The organism is Alkalihalophilus marmarensis DSM 21297 (assembly GCF_000474275.2).
Classification (GTDB): Bacteria; Bacillota; Bacilli; order Bacillales; family Bacillaceae_D; genus Alkalihalophilus; species Alkalihalophilus marmarensis.
Window position 1 is genome coordinate 56897 of sequence record NZ_ATAE01000035.1, and the last position, 20690, is coordinate 77586.

General features: G+C 40.4%; 20 protein-coding genes and 1 other annotated feature. Of the genes, 2 read left to right on the plus strand and 18 right to left on the minus strand.

Annotated features, from left to right (window positions below):
- Window positions 1-96: 96 nt before the first annotated feature.
- From A33I_RS12920 to A33I_RS12960, 9 genes are all read right to left on the minus strand, one after another.
- Window positions 97-513, minus strand: a complete 417-nt coding sequence (locus A33I_RS12920) for a DUF350 domain-containing protein (protein WP_022628808.1) — start codon at window positions 511-513, stop codon at window positions 97-99.
- 78 nt (window positions 514-591) lie between these two features.
- Window positions 592-2958: an endonuclease MutS2 gene (locus tag A33I_RS12925; protein WP_022628809.1), complete on the minus strand. Its 2367-nt coding sequence runs from the start codon at window positions 2956-2958 to the stop codon at window positions 592-594.
- Between the two features lie 33 nt (window positions 2959-2991).
- Window positions 2992-4707 (minus strand): DNA polymerase/3'-5' exonuclease PolX, encoded by a 1716-nt coding sequence (gene polX / locus A33I_RS12930; RefSeq protein WP_031311641.1) that lies wholly within the window; start codon window positions 4705-4707, stop codon window positions 2992-2994.
- 114 nt (window positions 4708-4821) lie between these two features.
- The gene (locus tag A33I_RS12935) at window positions 4822-5367 is read right to left on the minus strand and encodes a CvpA family protein (RefSeq protein ID WP_022628811.1); all 546 of its coding nucleotides are present in this window, start codon (window positions 5365-5367) and stop codon (window positions 4822-4824) included.
- A gap of 1 nt (window position 5368) precedes the next feature.
- Entirely contained in the window at window positions 5369-5716 is a 348-nt protein-coding gene (gene zapA / locus A33I_RS21305) for a cell division protein ZapA (RefSeq protein ID WP_022628812.1), read from the minus strand.
- Window positions 5717-5964: 248 nt separating this feature from the next.
- Window positions 5965-7374 carry a phospholipase D family protein gene (locus A33I_RS12945; RefSeq protein ID WP_022628813.1) on the minus strand — a complete coding sequence of 470 codons (1410 nt, stop codon included), beginning with the start codon at window positions 7372-7374 and terminating at the stop codon, window positions 5965-5967.
- Window positions 7375-7447: 73 nt separating this feature from the next.
- On the minus strand, window positions 7448-9874 hold the full coding sequence (gene pheT, locus A33I_RS12950) for a phenylalanine--tRNA ligase subunit beta (RefSeq protein WP_022628814.1): 2427 nt from the start codon (window positions 9872-9874) through the stop codon (window positions 7448-7450).
- A gap of 16 nt (window positions 9875-9890) precedes the next feature.
- Window positions 9891-10925 carry a phenylalanine--tRNA ligase subunit alpha gene (pheS, locus tag A33I_RS12955; RefSeq protein ID WP_022628815.1) on the minus strand — a complete coding sequence of 345 codons (1035 nt, stop codon included), beginning with the start codon at window positions 10923-10925 and terminating at the stop codon, window positions 9891-9893.
- Between the two features lie 399 nt (window positions 10926-11324).
- Window positions 11325-12080, minus strand: a complete 756-nt coding sequence (locus A33I_RS12960) for a TrmH family RNA methyltransferase (RefSeq protein WP_022628816.1) — start codon at window positions 12078-12080, stop codon at window positions 11325-11327.
- A 124-nt stretch (window positions 12081-12204) separates the two neighbouring features.
- On the opposite strand from A33I_RS12960, the gene sspI reads away from it, so the two are divergent.
- Window positions 12205-12411, plus strand: a complete 207-nt coding sequence (sspI, locus tag A33I_RS12965) for a small acid-soluble spore protein SspI (RefSeq protein WP_012959988.1) — start codon at window positions 12205-12207, stop codon at window positions 12409-12411.
- Between the two features lie 236 nt (window positions 12412-12647).
- Here the strand turns inward: sspI and A33I_RS12970 are convergent, their stop codons facing one another.
- The gene (locus A33I_RS12970; protein WP_022628817.1) at window positions 12648-13733 is read right to left on the minus strand and encodes a M42 family metallopeptidase; all 1086 of its coding nucleotides are present in this window, start codon (window positions 13731-13733) and stop codon (window positions 12648-12650) included.
- Between the two features lie 108 nt (window positions 13734-13841).
- On the minus strand, window positions 13842-14348 hold the full coding sequence (locus A33I_RS12975; protein ID WP_022628818.1) for a dUTP diphosphatase: 507 nt from the start codon (window positions 14346-14348) through the stop codon (window positions 13842-13844).
- A 126-nt stretch (window positions 14349-14474) separates the two neighbouring features.
- Here A33I_RS12975 and A33I_RS12980 point away from each other — a divergent pair, with 126 nt between their 5' ends.
- On the plus strand, window positions 14475-14855 hold the full coding sequence (locus A33I_RS12980) for a hypothetical protein (RefSeq protein ID WP_012959991.1): 381 nt from the start codon (window positions 14475-14477) through the stop codon (window positions 14853-14855).
- A 35-nt stretch (window positions 14856-14890) separates the two neighbouring features.
- Here the strand turns inward: A33I_RS12980 and A33I_RS12985 are convergent, their stop codons facing one another.
- The 7 genes from A33I_RS12985 to ytxC all read right to left on the minus strand — a co-directional run bounded on the left by A33I_RS12985 (window position 14891) and on the right by ytxC (window position 20587).
- A complete protein-coding gene (locus A33I_RS12985; RefSeq protein ID WP_012959992.1) occupies window positions 14891-15466 on the minus strand; it encodes a TVP38/TMEM64 family protein in 576 nt (191 codons plus the stop codon).
- Between the two features lie 57 nt (window positions 15467-15523).
- The gene (locus A33I_RS12990; RefSeq protein WP_022628819.1) at window positions 15524-15787 is read right to left on the minus strand and encodes a DUF1294 domain-containing protein; all 264 of its coding nucleotides are present in this window, start codon (window positions 15785-15787) and stop codon (window positions 15524-15526) included.
- Window positions 15788-15871: 84 nt separating this feature from the next.
- On the minus strand, window positions 15872-16231 hold the full coding sequence (rplT, locus tag A33I_RS12995; protein WP_012959994.1) for a 50S ribosomal protein L20: 360 nt from the start codon (window positions 16229-16231) through the stop codon (window positions 15872-15874).
- A gap of 36 nt (window positions 16232-16267) precedes the next feature.
- Window positions 16268-16468 (minus strand): 50S ribosomal protein L35, encoded by a 201-nt coding sequence (gene rpmI / locus A33I_RS13000; RefSeq protein ID WP_012959995.1) that lies wholly within the window; start codon window positions 16466-16468, stop codon window positions 16268-16270.
- A gap of 40 nt (window positions 16469-16508) precedes the next feature.
- Complete coding sequence (gene infC, locus A33I_RS13005; RefSeq protein WP_012959996.1) at window positions 16509-17012, minus strand: translation initiation factor IF-3; 504 nt, start codon at window positions 17010-17012, stop codon at window positions 16509-16511.
- Between the two features lie 100 nt (window positions 17013-17112).
- Window positions 17113-17239 (minus strand) — a sequence feature (ribosomal protein L20 leader region).
- A 176-nt stretch (window positions 17240-17415) separates the two neighbouring features.
- Window positions 17416-19347, minus strand: coding sequence for a threonine--tRNA ligase (gene thrS, locus A33I_RS13010; RefSeq protein ID WP_022628820.1), 1932 nt, complete (start codon window positions 19345-19347; stop codon window positions 17416-17418).
- Window positions 19348-19723: 376 nt separating this feature from the next.
- Window positions 19724-20587: a putative sporulation protein YtxC gene (gene ytxC / locus A33I_RS13015; RefSeq protein WP_022628821.1), complete on the minus strand. Its 864-nt coding sequence runs from the start codon at window positions 20585-20587 to the stop codon at window positions 19724-19726.
- Between the last annotated feature and the right edge of the window lie 103 nt (window positions 20588-20690).

The following is a 20690-nucleotide window of genomic DNA, read 5'->3' on the forward strand; positions in this document are numbered from 1 at the left end:
TGCAAAGAACATCATGTAAATGATACCCGCTAAAATGAACGCCCCGCAGCATACATACAATATTTTCATTAACGTTTCCAACGTACCTTCTCCCCTTTAACTTCTGCTTATAATGCTCGCTCCTATGACATAAGACAGACCAATTGAAATCACCATCGCGATAAAGCCAACAGCACGGTTATCGCGAGCAATCTCTTCATCAACTTTGAAGCTTGGCGTTAAAAATTCAAATATAAAATAACTAAAAAGCAATAGAGCAAAGCCTAGTACTCCCCATCCTAGCATCATTAAAAGTGAGTCGGAGTGTTCAATAGAGTGCCTAAAAATATTGGCTACCCCAAAGATTTTCCCTCCTGTTGCAAGCGCCACTGCTATGTTGCCATTTTTGATTTCATCCCAATTTTTGTATTTCGTTACCGTTTCAAACACCGCTAAAAAGACGATTAGCGCTAGCAAGGAAACACTGTAATATGCCGCAGTCTTGATTAATTCAAGCTCGAAAAGTGACTCCATCCTATTCTCCTTCACTCGTTTCTAACTCTAGTCAACTACTTATAACCTGTGCAGTCTTACACGTACGTTCTAAAGAGTCTATTTTAATTCAATCACCGTATTTCCAAGACCGCCTTCATTCATACCTCCGTCACGAGCTGCTTTTATTCTTGGATGCTTACTCACTAATTGTTTAACTCCTTTTCTGAGAGCACCCGTCCCTTTCCCGTGAATAATTGATACTTGATGATAACCAGCCAATAGCGCATCATCAATGTATTTTTCTACTTTTAACATAGCATCTTCATACCTCTCTCCGCGAAGATCAAGTTCAGGTTTCACATGATGCTCGCTGCCTCTGACAGTAGCAAGAGGCTTTGTCTCTACTTGTTTTGGTTTATCTAAGAGCTGTAAGTCATCTGCTTTGACTTTCATCTTCATAATGCCGATTTGAACGTTATATTCTTTCTCATTGACCTGTTCAATGACATGCCCTTTTTGCCCGAAGCTTAATACTTTAACATCATCGCCGACTTTAATTGTCTGCTTCGCTTTCGCTCTCGCAGCTTCCTTTTTCACTTTCTTTTGCTTTGCCGTCAGCTTTGGTGCTGCTTCTTCTAAATGTTTTTTTGCATCAATTAATTGATGCTCCTTAACATTCAGGCCTTCTTTTTGCATTTCTCTTAGTTCACCAATAATAAATTCGGCTTCTTCTTTAGCAGACTCAACTGCAGCTTTTGCTTTATCTTCGGCCTCTTTTAAGACACGTTCCTTTTGTTCTTCTAATTGTTCTATTTGAGCCATTAACTCATTTCTTAATGTTTCAGCTTTTTTTCTGATCTCGCTCGCCTCTGCCCATTCAGATTCAGCAGATCTTTGGCTTGTCTCTAAAGAGGCAATCATATTTTCAATTTGATTCGTTTCACTATCAATTTGTTCTTTCGCTGATTCGATAATGCGCTCATCAAGTCCAAGCCGTCTTGAAATGGCAAAGGCGTTACTGCGGCCAGGAACTCCTATAAGTAAACGATAAGTTGGTCGCAATGTTTCTACATCAAATTCAACACTTGCATTCATTGCCCCTTCTCGGTTATATGCATAGCCTTTTAACTCACTGTAATGGGTGGTCGCAACAACACATGCCCCTCTTTTATACACATCATCCAAGATAGAAATCGCAAGTGCAGCACCTTCGGTCGGATCTGTCCCTGCACCAAGCTCATCAAATAAGACCAGGCTTTGAAAGTCAACCTTATCTAAAATGTCCACAATATTTGTCATATGACTTGAAAACGTACTTAAACTTTGTTCAATCGACTGCTCATCACCGATATCAGCAAATACTTGCTTAAATACGGCTACCTCAGATTCCTCATCAACCGGTACATGCAATCCTGATTGAGCCATTAACGTTAAAAGTCCTACTGTTTTTAAAGTGACCGTTTTACCGCCCGTATTTGGTCCAGTGATAATTAATGAACGGTATTCGTCTCCGAGGATCACATCGATTGGAACAACTTCATTATCAGCGAGCAACGGGTGCCTTGCTCTTTTCAAATGAATGTAGCCACGGTCATTAAGCAGCGGCGCTGTTGCTTTAATTCGTTTCGCATAATGAGCTTTGGAAAAGATAAAATCAAGCTGCGCTAATTGCTCAAGATTAATAAGGATCGCATCCGCATGCTCTGAAATAAGGGCAGACAATTCTGCTAAAATCCGCTCAACCTCATGTGCTTCTTTTACTTTGGCTTCTCGTAATTGATTGTTAATAGTAACAATTGCCTGCGGTTCGATAAAAAGGGTTGCTCCAGAAGCAGATTGATCATGTACAATCCCGCCAAAGGCACTGCGATACTCTTGTTTTACTGGAATAACAAAGCGGTCATTTCTAATCGTTACAATCGCATCTGAGAGCATTTTCTGAGTGTTAGAAGAACGAGTAATACTTTCAAGCTTCGATCTGACCGATGACTCATAACTTCTTACTTGCTGTCGAATCGTTCTAAGGGCCGGGCTTGCAGAATCCAGCACATGTCCATTATCATCAATGCATTGTTTGATCGCACGTTCTATATCCGTTAATGGCTCTATTTGTTGTGTGTAATAATAAAGATGTGTCAGTTCAAGCTCTTCTTCTTCGACCATCGTCTCAATGAATTTCTTTAATTGTCTGCCGCCATAAATGGTACTCGCAATTTCAATTAATTCTCCAGCAGCTAACGCTCCGCCAATCTGCGCTCGCTTCGCATGTGCAGTCACATCAAAAATCCCGCCTAGAGGCACATGACCTTTTAACCTTAAGACAGTAGCCCCCTCAGACGTTTCTTTTTGGCTGCGTGCAACGTCTTCTAGGTTCACATGCGGCTTAAGTGTATGAACAAGCTGCTTGCCTAAAGAAGAGGCCACATGTTCTTGCAGCTGATGCTTCATTTTGTTGTACTCTAATACCCTTAATACACGTTCCATCTATTTACTCCTTTATAAAACCATTTTATATCTTTATTTGTCGTGGCGATTTAAAAATGCCCTCACTTCGTCTACGCTCCACATATTCAGTACTTGTTCTTTTTTCAGCATCGCTCTTCTTGCTTGCGCCACACCATATTTCATATCAGTTAACCCATCTATATGATGAGCATCTGTATTTACTGAAAGAACAACTCCTGCTTCAGCAGCTTTCTTGAGCCATTCGGCAGCTAAATCAAGACGGTTCGGATTTGCATTCAGCTCAAGAGCCGTATTCGTTTCTTTTGCTAATTGAATAAGAGCTTCTAGATCAACGTCATAGCCCTTACGTCTGCCGAGTACTCTGCCGGTCGGATGGGCAATTAGATCCACATGATGATTTGTTAAAGCCGTTTTCAACCGATCCATAATCACCTCTTGTTTTTGTGAAAAAGAAGAGTGGATCGAGGCAATCACAAAATCTACTTCTGATAAAATAGAATCGTCATAATCAAGCGTTCCATCAGGCAGAATATCCATTTCAATACCGGTGAAAATCGTAAAATCATCGTATTGCTGATTCAGTTCACGAATCTTTTCATGCTGCTCTTTAAGGCGTTTTTCGGTTAACCCATTTGCCACCTTTAAATACTTTGAGTGATCTGTAATTGCAATATAATGATACCCTCTAGCTTGAGCTGCTTTTACCATTTCTTCAATTGAATTGGCTCCATCACTCCACGTCGTATGCATATGGAGATCTCCGTGGATGTGCTCTAAATCGACATACTCTTTCTCCGACTCGTAATACTCAACCTCACCTTGGTCTTCTCTAGCTTCCGGCGGGATGTAGGCTAGACCGAAATGGGCAAAAAAAGCTTCTTCGTCTTCAAAGGTCTTCACTTCACCCGTTTCATTATTTTCTACGCCGTATTCACTTATTTTTTCGCCTCGTTTTTTTGCAAGCTGGCGCATTTTCACATTATGATTTTTTGAGCCAGTAAAATGATGAAGCGTCGTAGCAAATTCCTCTGGCTTCACTAGTCTGAAATCAACTGATATCGGGAATTCTTGTTCGATTTCTAGCGATACTTTGGTGTCGCCGTTTGCAATAACTTTCCCCGCTCCTTCAAGTGACACTAACTGCTCTCTTACTTTAGCAGGGTTATTAGTTGCAATGATGAAATCAAGGTCTTTCACCGTTTCGCGAAGCCTGCGTAAGCTGCCGGCTCTTGAATACTTTTCAATATCACTCATTTGTGCAAGCTGCCCTTCAACCCATACAGCAACCGGCAATACTAAAGGAAGAGCCAGTCGTTCCGGTCTTGTCATAGCCTCTTCAAGCGCTACCAAAATTTTCTCTTCCGTCTTTTTGCCAAATCCAGCTAAAGCTTGTACTTTTTTATCTTTACATGCTTGCTTTAAAGTGGTAGCATCTACAACCCCCAGCTCTTGATAGAGCTTACCGATTTTTTTACCGCCCAGCCCTTGAACTTTTAGCAATGGAATTAAACCTGCTGGTACATCTTCACTTAGCTCTTTTAATAAGGTAGATTCCCCTGTTTCCTTAAGCTCATTAATGACTTCGGCAGTCCCTTTTCCGATGCCGTTTAACTTTACAGGATCTTTAATTTCATCTAGTGTCCGCTCATCAGTCTCAAGAGCTTGAGCTGCTTTTCGATATGCAGATATTTTAAACGGGTTTTCCCCTTTAATTTCTAAATAAATCGCAATAGTCTCCAGGGTTTTAATTACCTCTTTTTTGTTCATCACACTCACCGTTCCTTTCTCCTATTCACCATCATACCGATATCTAACAGGTAAAATCAAGAATTCAAGCAATCATAGAAAAAGGTCTAACCATTTCGGTCAGACCTCTTCGTTTTATGCCCCTAAATCATTACGAATCCATAAGTCACGGATCCAATCAGATAAAAACGGCGTGTAATTCATCATTGTTTGAGCAACAATCGAGCGCTGCAATTGATCTTGAATAAGATCAACCGGAAGCAATGCCGCCACATACAGCAGGATAAATAGAATTAAGTAGGTTTCTACAAAACAAAAAATGCTTCCTAGTAAACGATTAATTGATCTTAAGATTGGTAGGTGTGCTACAAAATCTAGCATTGACCCTACAATATGAAGTAGAATTTTTGTTCCAAAGAATAGAATTGCAAAAGCGATCCCAGAGTAATACACGCTCTCGCCATTAAAAGAATTAATAATCATTCCTACAGTGCTGTCTTGTGAAAATTGAGGATATGGAATCCAGAGCTGGATATAAGATGCGACCTCTTGATAGTAAGTATAAGCCACATACAAAGATACTATAAATCCAACTAGATGAATCAGCTGCAAAATAAGTCCACGTCTACGTCCTATAAAGAAACTCATTAATAAGAGTAGAAGGATAAGAAAGCTCAACATATTATTCGTCTCCTGTCGTACGGTTTGATCCCTTTGTTTCGTTTAATTCAGATCGATTTAGTTCGGATCGATTTAATCCCCTTCGACCTAAATCTGATTTATCTCGCTCGGTTATTTCTAGCTCTAATCTCAACTGTAACTTTTTACATTCATCTACTACATTTACAGCTGTTAGCACAGCAAGACGCGTTGTATCTAAATAAGGATTTCTTTTTTTTATTTCTCTCATTTTTTGGTCAACCTCTTGCGCCACTTCTTTTATATGTGCCGGAGATTCTTGACCGACAACCGTATAATTCTGACCATAGATTGAAACAGTTGTCCGTTGCTTTTCTTTTTTCTTAGACACAAAAGAAGCCTCCTATCTCGACATTGTTCCTGCATTTATTAACTAACTTGCACAAACGCTCTAAAACAGTATCATGCATAATATCTCATACACCATTATACACAAAATGTATACACAGCCGACAAAATCCTCAGTTAATCATAACACGAAGAAGGGTTGATGGAAATATACTTGTTTCTCCTATTGGAAAAAAAAGAAAGATTTCAAAGAAACCACTGCCGAGTCTTGCGGCAGTGGTTGATCGCATCTTAATAAGTTGTTAACCCTGTTATTTTTTGCAAGCGGTATAGGAACCTCGTTATCCATGTTGTATTATCTTGATATTCTTCGTACGGCACTGTGTAATGCCCTTGTTCATTGTTCCACACCCGCTCAAAATAGCTGGTGATATCTTGTGAGAATTCCTGCTCATTCGGTGCCTTTACCCATAGGTTTGTCTCTAAATTATAGTCGCGTAAGTTACGGCTTGTAAAGTTAGCTGATCCTCCAATAACAGTGGTTTGGTCTTCAGTTATTCTTGCCATTAACTTTGGATGAAATTGTTCGCCAATCGTATCGTACCATCTAACCTCGATTGGGCCTTCTTCTAGTAATTCCGCTGCTACCGGACGATTTGGCAAGCCAACCTTTTCTTGTCCGAACGCATCTTTATTAGGGTCTAGCACTAAGCGTACTTGAACACCCCTGTTTGAAGCATCAATGAGGGAGTTAATAACGTCGCGGTCAGATAGGTAAAACATTGCAAACCACAGCTCATCTCCGCTTTCTGCTTCATCTATTAACTCTAACGTACGCTCATATATTCTGCCTTCCGTAATCACCCTAACTTCTGCTTCCCCTTCTTCTGCCAGGCGAGCTTCAACATCTACTGTCGGACCATCTGAGAATTCACTTGCAGCATTTTCAGTGTACACAAGCTCATCAATAATCGGCCCGTCTACTTGAATAGCAATATTTGAATGATAAGCACTGGCATCGTGAGGATTTGCTGAAGAAATAATTGCTGTTTTCTCTGTTGCTACTACTTTACGATGATTTGCTTTTACATTAAATAGCTTTAAATAAGATCTTAATGTCACGTCTGGAGCTTCCGGACTAAAGGCATTAGGAAGCCAGCCGCTGCCTGATTGACCAAACCATTGTATAAAGGTTCTCCAAATGCCCGAGTATAAAGGGTTGGAATCACGCAGCTGCGTTACATCAACAACAACCACATCAATCCCTGCATCACGCAGCTGCTCAAAATGCTGTGACTTATGCGATCCATACGTTGTATTAATTTCATCTGATAAAACAAGCATTTCAATATCAGGTTCTGCTTGTTTTTTCTCAATTAATACATCTGTCATATGCTGGCTAAGAGGGGGGAAATCCAGCTCTGGGTCATAAAACTCATTATACAAAAACATATCAAATACGATAAACTCTTCAGCTTCATTTACAGCCTCTTCAACTGCTGTGAAAATCTCATGCTCCATCTGGATGAGACCATCCTTTTGATACGTTAAATCGTATAAAAAATCTACATTATTCACGTAATAAGAATCACTTTCATAAGAAACCCCTTCAGGAAGCGGGCGATAGATCCCATAAAGTGTAACGATAACTAGAATAGATAATATTACAATAAGTACATAACGCTTTTTCAGTGATGCCACTCTCCTTCAACCAATTTAAAAGAACCCCCTGCCTTATCTTTTCCTTTTAGGCAGGGGGTTCAAACCACTTATATTAAGATCTTAGAGAAGCTCCGATTTGTGCTTGCAGTTCCTCCAGCACTTTTTCATGCACAAGAGTAACATCTTCATCCGTCAGCGTTTTTTCTGGATCTAAGTAAGTTAATGAGAAAGCTAATGATTTCTTGCCTTCTTCCATATGCTCACCTTGATAAAGGTCAAATAACTGAACAGAGCGTAAAAGAGATCCTCCAGTTTGGCTGATCACTTTTTCAACTTCCCCTGCTTGTACTTCACTATTTACTACAAGGGCAATATCTCTTTGGATGGACGGGAATCTTGGCAGGCCTTGATACACCACATCTTCAACATCAACGTTTAATAACATTTCTAAATCAAGCTGGAAGACATACGTTTCACGCAAGTCTTCTTCTTTTTCAGTAGAAGGGTGGACTTGGCCGATAAATCCTGCTTCTACATCATTCACCATGATCACTGCCGTGCGGCCCGGATGCATTTTAGGACGTTTTACTTGCTTAAAGCTTACATGATCTTCTAACCCCAATTCAGCAAATAACCCTTCTACAATTCCCTTAACAACAAAGAAATCTACAGGCTTTTTCTCGGCTTGCCATGGGTGTTCAAGCCACAACCCTGTAAATGCTGCTGCAACCATTTCTCGCTCTACCGGCTGTTTTGTCAGCACCTTTTCCTCACTTGTGAAGATTGATCCAACTTCATACAAATGAAGATCTTGATTTTTACGATTTAAGTTATAGGTTAATACATCAAACAAATGAGGGATTAAGCTTGTGCGCATTGTGCTGCGGTCTTCACTCATCGGCATCGCTAAACGTACTGCCGATTCTGCCGGAGACTCCTCTGCAAACCCCTCTGCTTTTTTAGGACTTGTTAATGAATACGTAATCGCTTGAGTAAGACCCACACTTTCAAGGTAGCGGCGAACGCGTCGGCGTTTTGCTTGATAAGGTGTTAATGCTCCTTGAGTCGTTGCTCCTACAGGCAATGTCGTTGGGATCGTATCATAACCGTACAATCTTGCCACTTCTTCAAACAAATCTTCCTCAATCTGAATATCACCACGGCGAGTCGGAGCACTGATCACAAGGGTTTCTCCTTGATCCTCATACGTAAATTGCAGACGGTTAAAAATACGCTCCACATCTGCTTTTGAGATGTCTGTACCTAGACGATTATTCATGCGTGGTAAGTTAAGGTGCACTTGTACTTCTTCTCTGTTTAATTGATCAGACTCCACCACACCAGATACAATGGTACCATCGCATAGTTCCGCAATAAGTGCTGCAGCGCGTTCTCCGGCAGCTTTTACACGGCTCGGGTCTACGCCTTTTTCAAAGCGAGCACTTGAATCACTGCGTAGTCCAAGATCACGAGAAGCTTTTCTCACTGCAGCCGGATTAAAGTAGGCTGCTTCAAGAAGAATGGTAGTCGTTTCATCACTTACTTCTGAAGTTTGGCCGCCCATTACTCCAGCAATGGCCATCGGCTTCTCTCCATTTGTAATAAGAAGATGATCTGTGCTAAGCGCTCGTTCTGTCTCATCAAGTGTAATCATTTTCTCGCCTTCACGGGCACGGCGAACCACTACTTCTTTTGATCCAAACTTATCATAATCAAAGGCATGAAGCGGCTGACCATATTCAAGCAGCACATAGTTAGTAATATCAACCACATTGCTGATTGGACGAATTCCAGCAGCTGTCAGACGGTTTTGCAGCCATAACGGGGATGGCCCTACTTTTACATCTTTTATAATCGTTGCACCGTAATAAGGGTTGTCATCGGTATTTTCCACATTTACATCAATGTAATCTGAGGCATGCTCATCATTAGTGTGCAGGGAAACAGCAGGTAACTCTACTTCACGATCATAAAGTGCTGCAACCTCATACGCGACACCTAACATGTTTAAACAATCTGAACGGTTCGGTGTAAGATCAAGCTCTAACACTGTATCATCTAAATTCAAGAGAGCAAGAGCATCTGCCCCTACTTCAACCTCTTCCTTGAATACATAAATACCTTCTGCAAAATCTTTATGTACAAGTTTGCTCTCAATTCCTAGTTCCTGAAGTGAACAAATCATACCGTGAGACGCCTCACCGCGAAGTTTAGCCTTTTTAATTTTGAAGTTGCCAGGAAGTACTGCCCCAACTTTGGCTACCGCTACATATTGACCTGCTGCTATATTTTTTGCACCGCAGACAATTTGAACTGGTTCCTCTTCTCCGATATCTACTTGGCAGACATTTAATTTATCTGCATTTGGATGCTGTTCACATGAACGAACATATCCTACAACAACACCGCGCACTCCTTGATTCAATTCATGAACAAAATCAATTTCAATTCCGCCGCGTGTCATTTTTTCAGCGATTTCTTTCGGTGTCACATCATCTACTTTTACGTAATCTTGCAGCCATTTATAAGAAACTAACATGATTCACTTCTCCTCCTTACACCCGTTTAAATTGCGCTAAAAAGCGTACATCATTTGTATAGAAATGACGAATATCATCAATATCATATTTAAGCATCGCTAATCTCTCTACACCCATCCCAAAGGCAAATCCACTATATTCTTTTGAATCAAAACCGCTCATTTCAAGAACTTTCGGATGAATCATACCTGCTCCTAGCACTTCAATCCATCCAGTGTTTTTACATACGCGGCAGCCTTCTCCTCCGCACATTCCACAAGAAACATCTACTTCAACAGAAGGCTCTGTGAATGGGAAGAAACTTGGACGTAAACGAATACTGCGATCAGGTCCAAAGAAGCTTTGTGCAAAGGCTTCAAGAACACCCTTTAAGTCACTCATGCGTACATTTTTATCAACGAATAACCCTTCAATCTGCATAAACTGATGAGAATGCGTTGCATCATCATCATCACGGCGGAATACTTTACCAGGGCAGATAATTTTCACTGGTCCTCTTCCTTCAAACTTCTCCATCGTACGAGCTTGTACCGGCGAAGTATGAGTTCTTAGTAATAATTCATCTGTAAAGTAGAAAGAGTCCTGCATATCACGTGCGGGGTGATCCTTTGGCAGGTTCAGTGCTTCAAAGTTGTAATAATCTGTCTCCACTTCTGGACCTTCCGCTACAGAAAACCCAAGTCCTAAAAAGGCATCCTCCACTTCTTCAACTACAGCCGTTAGTGGATGGCACGCTCCTGTTTTTTGCGGACGGCCTGGAAGAGTCACGTCAATGCTTTCCTTCGCTAATTTTGCTTCTACAGCCGCTGTTTCTAGCGCCACCTCTTTTGTTTCAATCGCAGATTTAATCTCATCACGAACTTCATTTGCCATTTGGCCGATCAGCGGTCTTTCTTCAGCTGATAATTTACCCATGCCGCGAAGTACCTCAGTAATAGGCCCTTTCTTACCTAGATAAGCAACACGGACTTCCTGCAATGCTTTCACATCTTGTGCTTCAGTCACTTGTGCTAATGCTTGCTCTTTAAGCTCTTGTAAACGCTCACGCATGCTAATTCCTCCTTTTTACCAATCATCTATAGTATGTCGTTCTAATTTGAACGCAAAAAAGGCCTTCGCCTCCCGCAAAAGGGACGAAGACCGTGGTACCACCCTTAATTTGTAATCAACAATCGTTCATTACATTCTTCATTGTCATAACGGCACATTGCCGGAACACCTTAACATGCAGAAAATCTGCTGCCCTCCGGTGTCTGCTCCAGAGTGAATTCAGTGATTCCTACCATAGAAATGCTTTCAGTCAAGGCATTCCCTCCCTTTTTGGCGGTCTAACACGTACTACTCTCTTTCGTCGCATATCCCTTATTTAATTGCTTCTATATTATAGATAATTCTAAGTGCTTATGCAACCGTTCGTTAACGAAAAGCGACTATCCTCTATAGCCCATCTTAGCCTTTTAAATAATAAAGCAGGATGCCTGTCGCAACTGCTACATTTAAAGACTCTGCTTGTCCATATATAGGGATGTAGATATTTTGATCACTGCCCTCTAGCAGTTCGCTTTGCACGCCCTCTCCTTCATTCCCAACAATCAAAGCGAATGCAGGCTGCGGCTCAATCGCTGTATAAGAACTTGCTTCTGTTAAAGACGTCCCAAACACAGGGATGTTTCTTTCTTTTAACTTTTCAACCCATTCGATCAGTGATCCTCGTATAACAGGCATATGGAAAATGGATCCTTGAGAAGCACGAATCACCTTACTGTTAAATAAGTCAACACTTCCTTCTCCTAGTACAACGCCTGTCATACCTGCTGCATCCGCTGTACGGATCATTGTGCCTATATTCCCTGGGTCTTGAACTCGGTCGATTAATAAAAACTGACCGCTTAATGTAGTCATAGACGGGGGCGCTGGTATGGCACAAACCGCAGCGATGCCTTGAGGAGTCTCTGTTTCAGATATTTCTTTTAACACTTGTGGACTGACGATAATGATGTCATTTTCATTGACCTCCCAAGTAAGCGGCAGCACTGTTTGTTCAGTCATTAAAATAACTTCTATGTGGAACTTCGCTTTTAGGGCTTCCTCCACAAGGTGAAAACCTTCTATAAGAAATCTTCCTGCCTTATCACGGCCTTTTTTTGTATGCAGCTTCTTCCAGCCTTTTACTTGTTCATTTTTCACAGAATCGATTCGTTTCATGCTTTTCTCCTTTACGTTCATCTCTATAAACATCATACCGATTTTCTTGCTCATAATCCAGTCCGGCTTGTGACATACTAATGCAAGCAAGAAATTTATTTCCATATTAAAGGAGTGGTTTCAGGTGGGTTTTAATTTACGTGGAGCGATTATGGCTAATATTCAAGGCAGCAGTGAGGAAGAAGTAGAAGCAACCATTGTTGATGCGATTCAAAAAGGCGAAGAAAAGATGCTTCCTGGATTAGGTGTATTATTTGAAGTGTATTGGAAAAATGCGAACGAGCAGGAAAAAGATCAGCTTTGCCAGCAAATTTCACAAGGATTGCAATAACACACGAGAGCATGAGTGATGAGATTCACTCATGCTTTTTTATTCCATTCCCTTGTGCTACATTCTAAACAAGGGAGCGAGTATACCAGCTAGCAAATATAATGAGGCAAAAATGACGATAAGTTTAAAGCAGAATCTCCATTTGTTCTTATCCACCCGAGTGATCTCCTTTCTGCTACTGTATGATCTGTGTATAAAAAAATCCAGCCGCTGCCGACTGGATTTTATCTTAGGTCTTAATTATACGTAATGGCTTCTACCGTTTCTTTATCAAGCTTTTTAATGACTTCAACAATTAACTTTACTGTGTTTTCATAATCATCTCTGTGAAGCATCGCAGCATGTGTATGAATATAGCGGGTAGGCACCGTAATTGATAGAGCCGGCACCCCGTTCGCTGTTAAGTGAATGGCACCAGAATCTGTGCCTCCGCCAGCCATAGAGTCGAATTGATACGGGATGTTATGTTCATCAGCTGTATCTACTACAAAGTCACGCAAGCCTTTATGAGAGATCATTGAAGCATCGTACAATACAATCTGCGGACCTTCTCCCATTTTAGCTAATGCTTCTTTTTCTGTTACACCAGGCGTATCTCCAGCAATTCCTACATCCACACCAAAGCCGATATCAGGCTCAATAAGGTGAGCAGATGTGCGGGCTCCGCGTAATCCAACTTCCTCTTGAACTGTTCCTACACCATATACTGTATTTGGATGGTTTACATCTTTTAATTCACGTAATACATCAATCGCAATTGCACAACCGATACGATTATCCCATGCTTTTGCCATTAATAATTTTTCATTTTTCATCACCGTAAACTCGCATACAGGCACAACAGAATCACCTGGGCGAACACCAAACTCCATTGCTTCTTCTTTGCTTGTTGCACCAATATCAATAAACATATCTTTCTTATCAACAGGCTTGCGACGAGCTTCTGCAGGCAGAATATGCGGTGGCTTTGAACCGACAACCCCTGGAATGTTACCGTTCTTTGTCATGATCGTAACGCGTTGTGCAAGCATCACCTGTTCCCACCAGCCGCCTACTGTTTGAAAACGAAGGAAGCCTTTATCATCAATACTTGTGACCATAAAACCAATTTCATCTAGATGTCCGGCTACCATAATTTTAGGACCAGCTTCTGATCCGACCTTTTTAGCAACAAGGCTCCCTAACCCATCAGTCGTTACTTCATCTGCAAAAGGGCTGATGTATTTAGACATCACATCACGAGCTTCTTTTTCATTACCAGGAATCCCATTTGCATCCGTCAAATCTTTTAGCATTTGCAGCTTGTCATCAAGCTTTGTCATTATGTATTTCCCCCTTCAATGGGTATGCATACTTACCCATAACTAGTATGTACTATACGACTAGTATAAATGAAATTGTTTCGCAACTCAAATTATTTCGAAAGAATGTTAATAGCCTTGATCTTGTCTTTTATGGTTCACTTTATTTTTTTCAAAATACGCTTGTTCAATCTCTTTGCCGCTAAACCCAAGCATGTCACCAAGTTTCATAAATGAAGCCGTGAGTTTATGAAAATCCTCTTCATTTCGATTTCTATTCAAATGATGAGTGGATTCCATTACATATAAAAATTGTTCTGTAAGCGTTCGCTCGGCTTGACCATTTTCATCCATTGCAAAAGTGGTATACCCTAAAGACAATCCTAGCGTTAAAACGAAGTGAAGACCATCAACATATTCTTCTAAAATAACAGATCTCTCTGCCGGTCCTTTTTTACTCCAATACTTAAAGCTTCTTGTCTCATTTGCTAGTTCTCCCAATTCCACAAGAAATGCAAGCTGCTTCTCTTGAAAAAGATCATGCCCAGTCAGATTATGCTCCTCTAAAATACGGTCATTAAGATTTTTTTGAGTTTGAAATAATTGCTCTACATTTAAATTATTATCCTTCATCATGCATATCACTCCTATTCATTCTTATTTATTATACCAATTTTTTTTCATCATTTTGCAACCAAAGAAGGGCTGATTCGTATAAACTAGTAAGTAGACAAAAAACCCGCACGAAAGGGGCCTCTAGAAATGGTTATTTTATTTCGATTACTACTGCTTATCGCCATTGCGTTTATTGTATATTCCGCTATTAAATATGTATTTCATCCAAGAAGGAAACTTGAACAAGCTCATGATCGCAGACAGTATTTCTTTTTAGATGAAGAAAAGAATGTAAGAAAGAATTTTTTACTTACTTACAAAGGAGTTATGTTTGAAGGGGAAAAATATCTAGGGACGACGGAGCAGTCGTTTGAAATTGTTTCGATCTATATTTGGGCAAGAGATACTGAGCGTTTAAAAGGGCTGCATCGTGAAGATTTCGAGTTTATTGAAGAGGATATCAGACTTAGATACCCTAATGCAAAAATTGAATGGAAGAGCCCGATTAAAGAATTTCTAAAAAGATAAAAATAAACCGTACCATTCCATTGACTATGGAAATGCTACGGTTTTTTCGTCTGGAAAAACTCTTCCCAGCTCATACTTGATTGTTTCTTTCTAAAAAGCATAAATAATAGAAGCAGGAACCCAGCAAATACGATCGTTCCTGCTAAAGGCAGCTCATGAATCATATCGCCAAAGGCTGTATATAATATTGCTGGAGGGATACTGACTAAAAATGATTTCTTTGTATATTCTTTTAATCCTTTTGATGTTTCAATTAAATAAAGTGAAACGACATGAAAATGAACCAAAGGCATCATTCGAATAATCATCATTTGCGGCAGGTTCCAGTCTTGGCGTCCTTTAAAGAAATGTTGTTTAATATTCGTCAGCTTTCTTTTAAGTCCTGGAGCAATTCGCACTAATCCATAGAATACTACACTTACAGCTGTCAAACCAATAATAGAATAAATTGACCCATACAGCGTTCCAAATAAATATCCACCAATCAAGCAAACAATTAATACCGGAATAAAAAACGCTTGTCTGAAGACATGCAACAAAATAAAGAAGAGTGGAGCCAGCCAGCCGCTTTGTTCAATAAATAATAGCGAACGATCTAAAAATTCATTCATGCAAGCTCCCCCTCTCTTTGTATATCATTTCGTTAGCGTCTATTAAATAGTATATGTTTAACGACCCAGGATGATGAAAACGACTCCTATAATTTGAATGGTAATAATGATAGGAATTCCAGCCGTAAATGTACGATGCTTCGTTTTGTGACGGTATTCCTTCATCCCAATATACGTACCAACGCCACCGCCAATTAGGGCTAATAAAAATAAATTTTTCTCAGATACACGTCTTTTTTTAGCTATTGCTTGCCGCTTATCGTATCCCATCACTACATAAGACGTAATATTAATGAGCAACAAATATATGAACCACTCCATTATATCGACTCACCTCTATTTTGGTAACCTTTTATGTATTCATAAAAAAAAACGCGAGCAAGAATGCCGCGCTTTTTCATTGTTTTATGCGTTTAGGCTTGACTTAGCTTTTTCAGCTAATTGTGCAAATGCTTCAGCATCGTTCACTGCAAGGTCAGCAAGGATCTTACGGTTTACGTTGATTTCAGCAAGCTTAAGTCCGTGCATTAAACGGCTGTATGAAAGACCATTCATACGAGCAGCTGCGTTGATACGTGTAATCCAAAGTTTACGGAAATCACGTTTCTTTTGACGACGATCACGGTAAGCATATAGTAAGGACTTCATTACTTGTCCTTGTGCTGATTTGAATAATAAGTGTTTAGAACCGAAATATCCTTTTGCTAACTTTAATACCTTCTTACGACGACGACGAGCGACATAACCGCCTTTTACTCTTGGCATCGAAGTTCCCTCCTTTTAATCATCCGAACGAATCAATTATTTTTTGTACGTTAACATTGAGCGAATACGCTTGAAGTCTCCAGAGTGTACAATAGCAGACTTACGTAGCTTACGCTTTTGCTTTTGAGACTTGTTACCAAATAAGTGACTAGTGAAGCCGTGCGCACGCTTAAGCTTTCCAGATCCAGTCTTTTTAAAACGCTTCGCAGCGCCTCTATGAGTTTTCATTTTAGGCATAACTAAGGTCCTCCTTTAATCTTCTTCAAGCTAGTCGATGTTACTTTTCAGTTTTAGGCGCTAAGATTAGGAACATGCTACGACCTTCCATCTTAGGCTTTGCTTCAATGACAGCAACATCTTCACATTCTTTTGCAAGACGCTCTAATACTACTCTTCCTATTTGAGAGTGAGTAATCGCACGTCCGCGGAAACGGATCGCTGCTTTTACTTTGTCTCCTTTTTCAAGGAATTTACGAGCGTTGCGAAGCTTCGTGTTGAAATCATGGTCTTCAATTGTCGGGCTCAAGCGAACCTCTTTAACGTTGATGACCTTTTGTTTCTTACGTGCTTCTTTGTCTTTCTTTTGTTGCTCATAACGGAATTTACCGTAGTCCATAATGCGACACACAGGTGGTTTCGCAGCAGGTGCAACACATACGAGATCAAGATTTACATTTTGCGCCATTTCAAGCGCTTCTTGTTTTGACTTGACTCCAATTTGATCGCCATTCGCTCCAATGAGTCGTACTTCACGGGCACGAATCCCTTCATTGACCAACATGTCTTTACTAATAATGAGCCACCTCCAAAGGATTTTCGCGGATCAAAGCAATTTATAAGCATAACTGTTCATCAAAAATGATTACAGAACATGCACCGATTCATGAAAAAAAGTGCGGGCGCACAATACGCCCACACTTCGGTCATTTACTAAAAATGAATCCCATCATACCTGGTAACAGCTTCATGCGTCAATCAGGTGAGAAGCGGGCGCTTCTGCTTGCTTTGTGTCCTTCTATTCGATTACCTAGATAACTATAGCATAATCCTTTTTGCGGTGTCAACACAATATGTCCGACTTCGTTATTTTAACGAATGTCCAGTCACTTTGCAATCCTTTTTTTAATTTAAGAGGAGTAGAAAATAATTGAAATGATTTCTACTCACCAATCGGCACCAAAAGATTATTTTTTCAGCTCAATGGCTAGATCAGAAATAAATGTTTGAAGCTCTTTTGATTCTGATGCCTGCTCCCCGTATTTACGAATGTTTACAGCACCAGCTTCCATTTCCTTATCTCCTAGAACGAGCATGTAAGGAATCTTTTGCATCTGCGCTTCACGAATTTTGTATCCAATCTTCTCGTTACGCTCATCAATTTCCACTCTAGCACCTGCTCGTTGAAGCTCATCTTGCACTTTCTTCGCATACTCAAGATGAACATCAGGCGATACTGGAATGACTTGTACTTGAACAGGCGCAAGCCATGTTGGGAAAGCCCCTTTGTATTCTTCAAGCAAGAAAGCAACGAAGCGCTCCATCGTAGAAACAACCCCGCGGTGTACAACAACAGGACGATGCGGCTGACCATCTTCTCCAACATACGTTAAATCAAATCGTTCTGGTAATAAGAAGTCCAATTGAACCGTTGATAATGTTTCATCCTTACCTAGGGCTGTACGAACCTGCACATCTAATTTTGGACCATAAAACGCTGCTTCGCCTTCTGCTTCATAATAATCCACATCCAGCTCATCCATTGCTTCTTTTAACATGCTTTGCGCTTTTTCCCACATCGCATCATCATCAAAATACTTTTCCTTATCTTCAGGATCACGATAAGATAAGCGGAATTTATAATCATCCAACCCAAAATCTTTGTAGACTTCCTGGATTAAATACACAACGCGTAAGAACTCTTCTTTAATCTGGTCAGGACGACAGAAGATATGAGCATCATTTAACGTCATTCCACGTACACGCTGAAGTCCTGATACAGCCCCGCTCATCTCATAACGGTGCATCATACCAAGCTCCGCAATACGCAATGGAAGCTGACGGTAGCTGCGCATGTCTTGTTTGTATACCATCATATGATGAGGACAGTTCATTGGGCGAAGAACGAATTCTTCATTGTCACGCTCCATAACAGGGAACATGTCATCTTTATAATGATCCCAATGTCCTGATGTTTTATAAAGTTCTGAGCTTCCTAAAATCGGAGTGTACACGTGTTGATAGCCAAGACGCTCTTCTTTATCAACAATGTAGCGTTCAATCACACGACGAACAGTCGCACCTTTTGGCAGCCATAACGGGAGGCCTTGTCCTACTTTTTGTGAAAGAGCGAAAATCCCTAGCTCCTTGCCAAGTTTACGATGATCACGTTCCTTAGCCTCTTCTAGCAAGCGTAAATGCTCCTCTAGATCAGCCTTTTTGAAGAATGCCGTTCCGTAAATACGCTGAAGCATTTTATTTTTGCTGTCACCGCGCCAATATGCACCTGCCAGACTTAACAGTTTAAACTCTTTAATTTTGTTTGTTGAAGGGACATGCACGCCTCGGCATAGATCAAAGAATTCCCCTTGTTCATAAATAGTAAGGCTTTCCCCTTCAGGGATCGCTTCAATCAGTTCTAGTTTGTACTCATCACCAACTTCTTTGTAACGAGCAATGGCTTCCCCGCGGCTTAATTCCACACGTGTTACTTCAAGGTTTTCTGCAATGATTTTCTTCATTTCTTTTTCAATCTTCGGCAGATCTTCAGCCGTAATCGATTCTTCTGAATCAATATCATAGTAAAAACCGCCTTCAATCACAGGGCCGACTCCTAGCTTTACCCCTTTAAACAGGCGCTTAACAGCTTGTGCCATTAAGTGTGCCGTACTATGACGCATGATTTCCAGTGCTTCCTCTGAATCTTGAGTGACAATTGCTATCTCTCCGTCCTCAGTAAGAGGTGTACGTAAATCAACTAATGTATTATTAAGCTTTCCAGCTAACGCTTTTTTCTTAAGACCAGGGCTGATTGATGCCGCAATGTCTTCTGTTGTCGTGCCGCTCGGAAACTCCTTTACTGCACCATCTGGAAATGTAATCTTTAGTACATCTGCCATTCTTCTCGACTCCTTTTTTGTGTAAATAAAAAACACTCGTCCCTTCATCATAGAAGGGACGAGTGTAGTTCGTGGTTCCACCCTTGTTACGCTGCAGCAAATAAATATTGCAAGTGCAGCAACTCATCATACAAGATAACGGCTGTGCGCCGGCGCTAGTTAATCCACATACGTGTTTCCCTGCGCAGTTCAGAGGTGGTAAGGTCACTAATATGAGCTAGGAAGCTTGCAGCGAATGCCTCCCTCTCTGTAAGTCATATATAATGCCTCTTGTCCTCATCATAACCATTCATATCCAAAGTGTTGTTTCATATCAAATAGGTTGATATGTAGTATTATATGGATGCAGAATTGGAAAATCAAGAGGACATCTCATTTATTCTAATCTTTTTTTCTCATAATGGTGATAAGGATATAACTTCATCCGTTCTTGAAATATTGCTTGAATGGTCACTACGACCCCGTGATCTGGTTGATCGGAGAATACATGAACTATGTTTGGCACCATACTAACCAACGGACTGATCACCATATCTTCAAGCTCAATCGAATGTTCGAAAATAAGTTCTTCCTGCAAATGGAACAATACCTCATCTTTTGCAAGCTTTCTAAAATGCTGATCATAAAAAGAAAATGTTCCGTCATGGACAACATAGATTTCATTATATTTAGAAGGCTTCGTTTGAACGTATTGCCGGAAATCTTCAATCATATTTTGATATTCTTGTTCGAGCATATACTCATCAATAGCAATTTCCACACAATCAATCAGCATCTCCCCATAATCTCTCAACCGGAATGTTAAAAATGGGTCATAATAAAAATTAGTTTCTTCTTCTAGACTATTAGCAAACGCCTCATAAATATAAGCATAACGATTAAAGAACGGGACGAGTGAAGGCAGGTCATTTCGATCTCCTTCTAGAATCGACCTTGCGATCATCAGAATCTGCTGCTGCTCTTCTTCATCTGTAAAATAAAACATCGATTCAATAATATCTAAGAGCCAATCATCTTCTCTTGTTTTAATCACATGTTCAGTTAATACAGAGGACAACAAGGGGTGAAAAGAATCATAGAAACTAACCTGCTTATTTGTATAATCAAGCAAAATTGTTTCTACACCATTTGACTCCACTTTCCCTCCTAGTCCAAGGTCTGCATATCGCTCAATGTACTCACGAAGCAGTTCATACAATTGCTTACAATCTTGCTCTTCTTCAAAATGAATGGCTATCACACCTATTCCCCCTAACCAACTCAACTAAAAAACTGATCTATAGTTACACACTCATGAAGTCACTTAGACAGGCCTTATTCCATCCTATGCATGAGCATAAAAA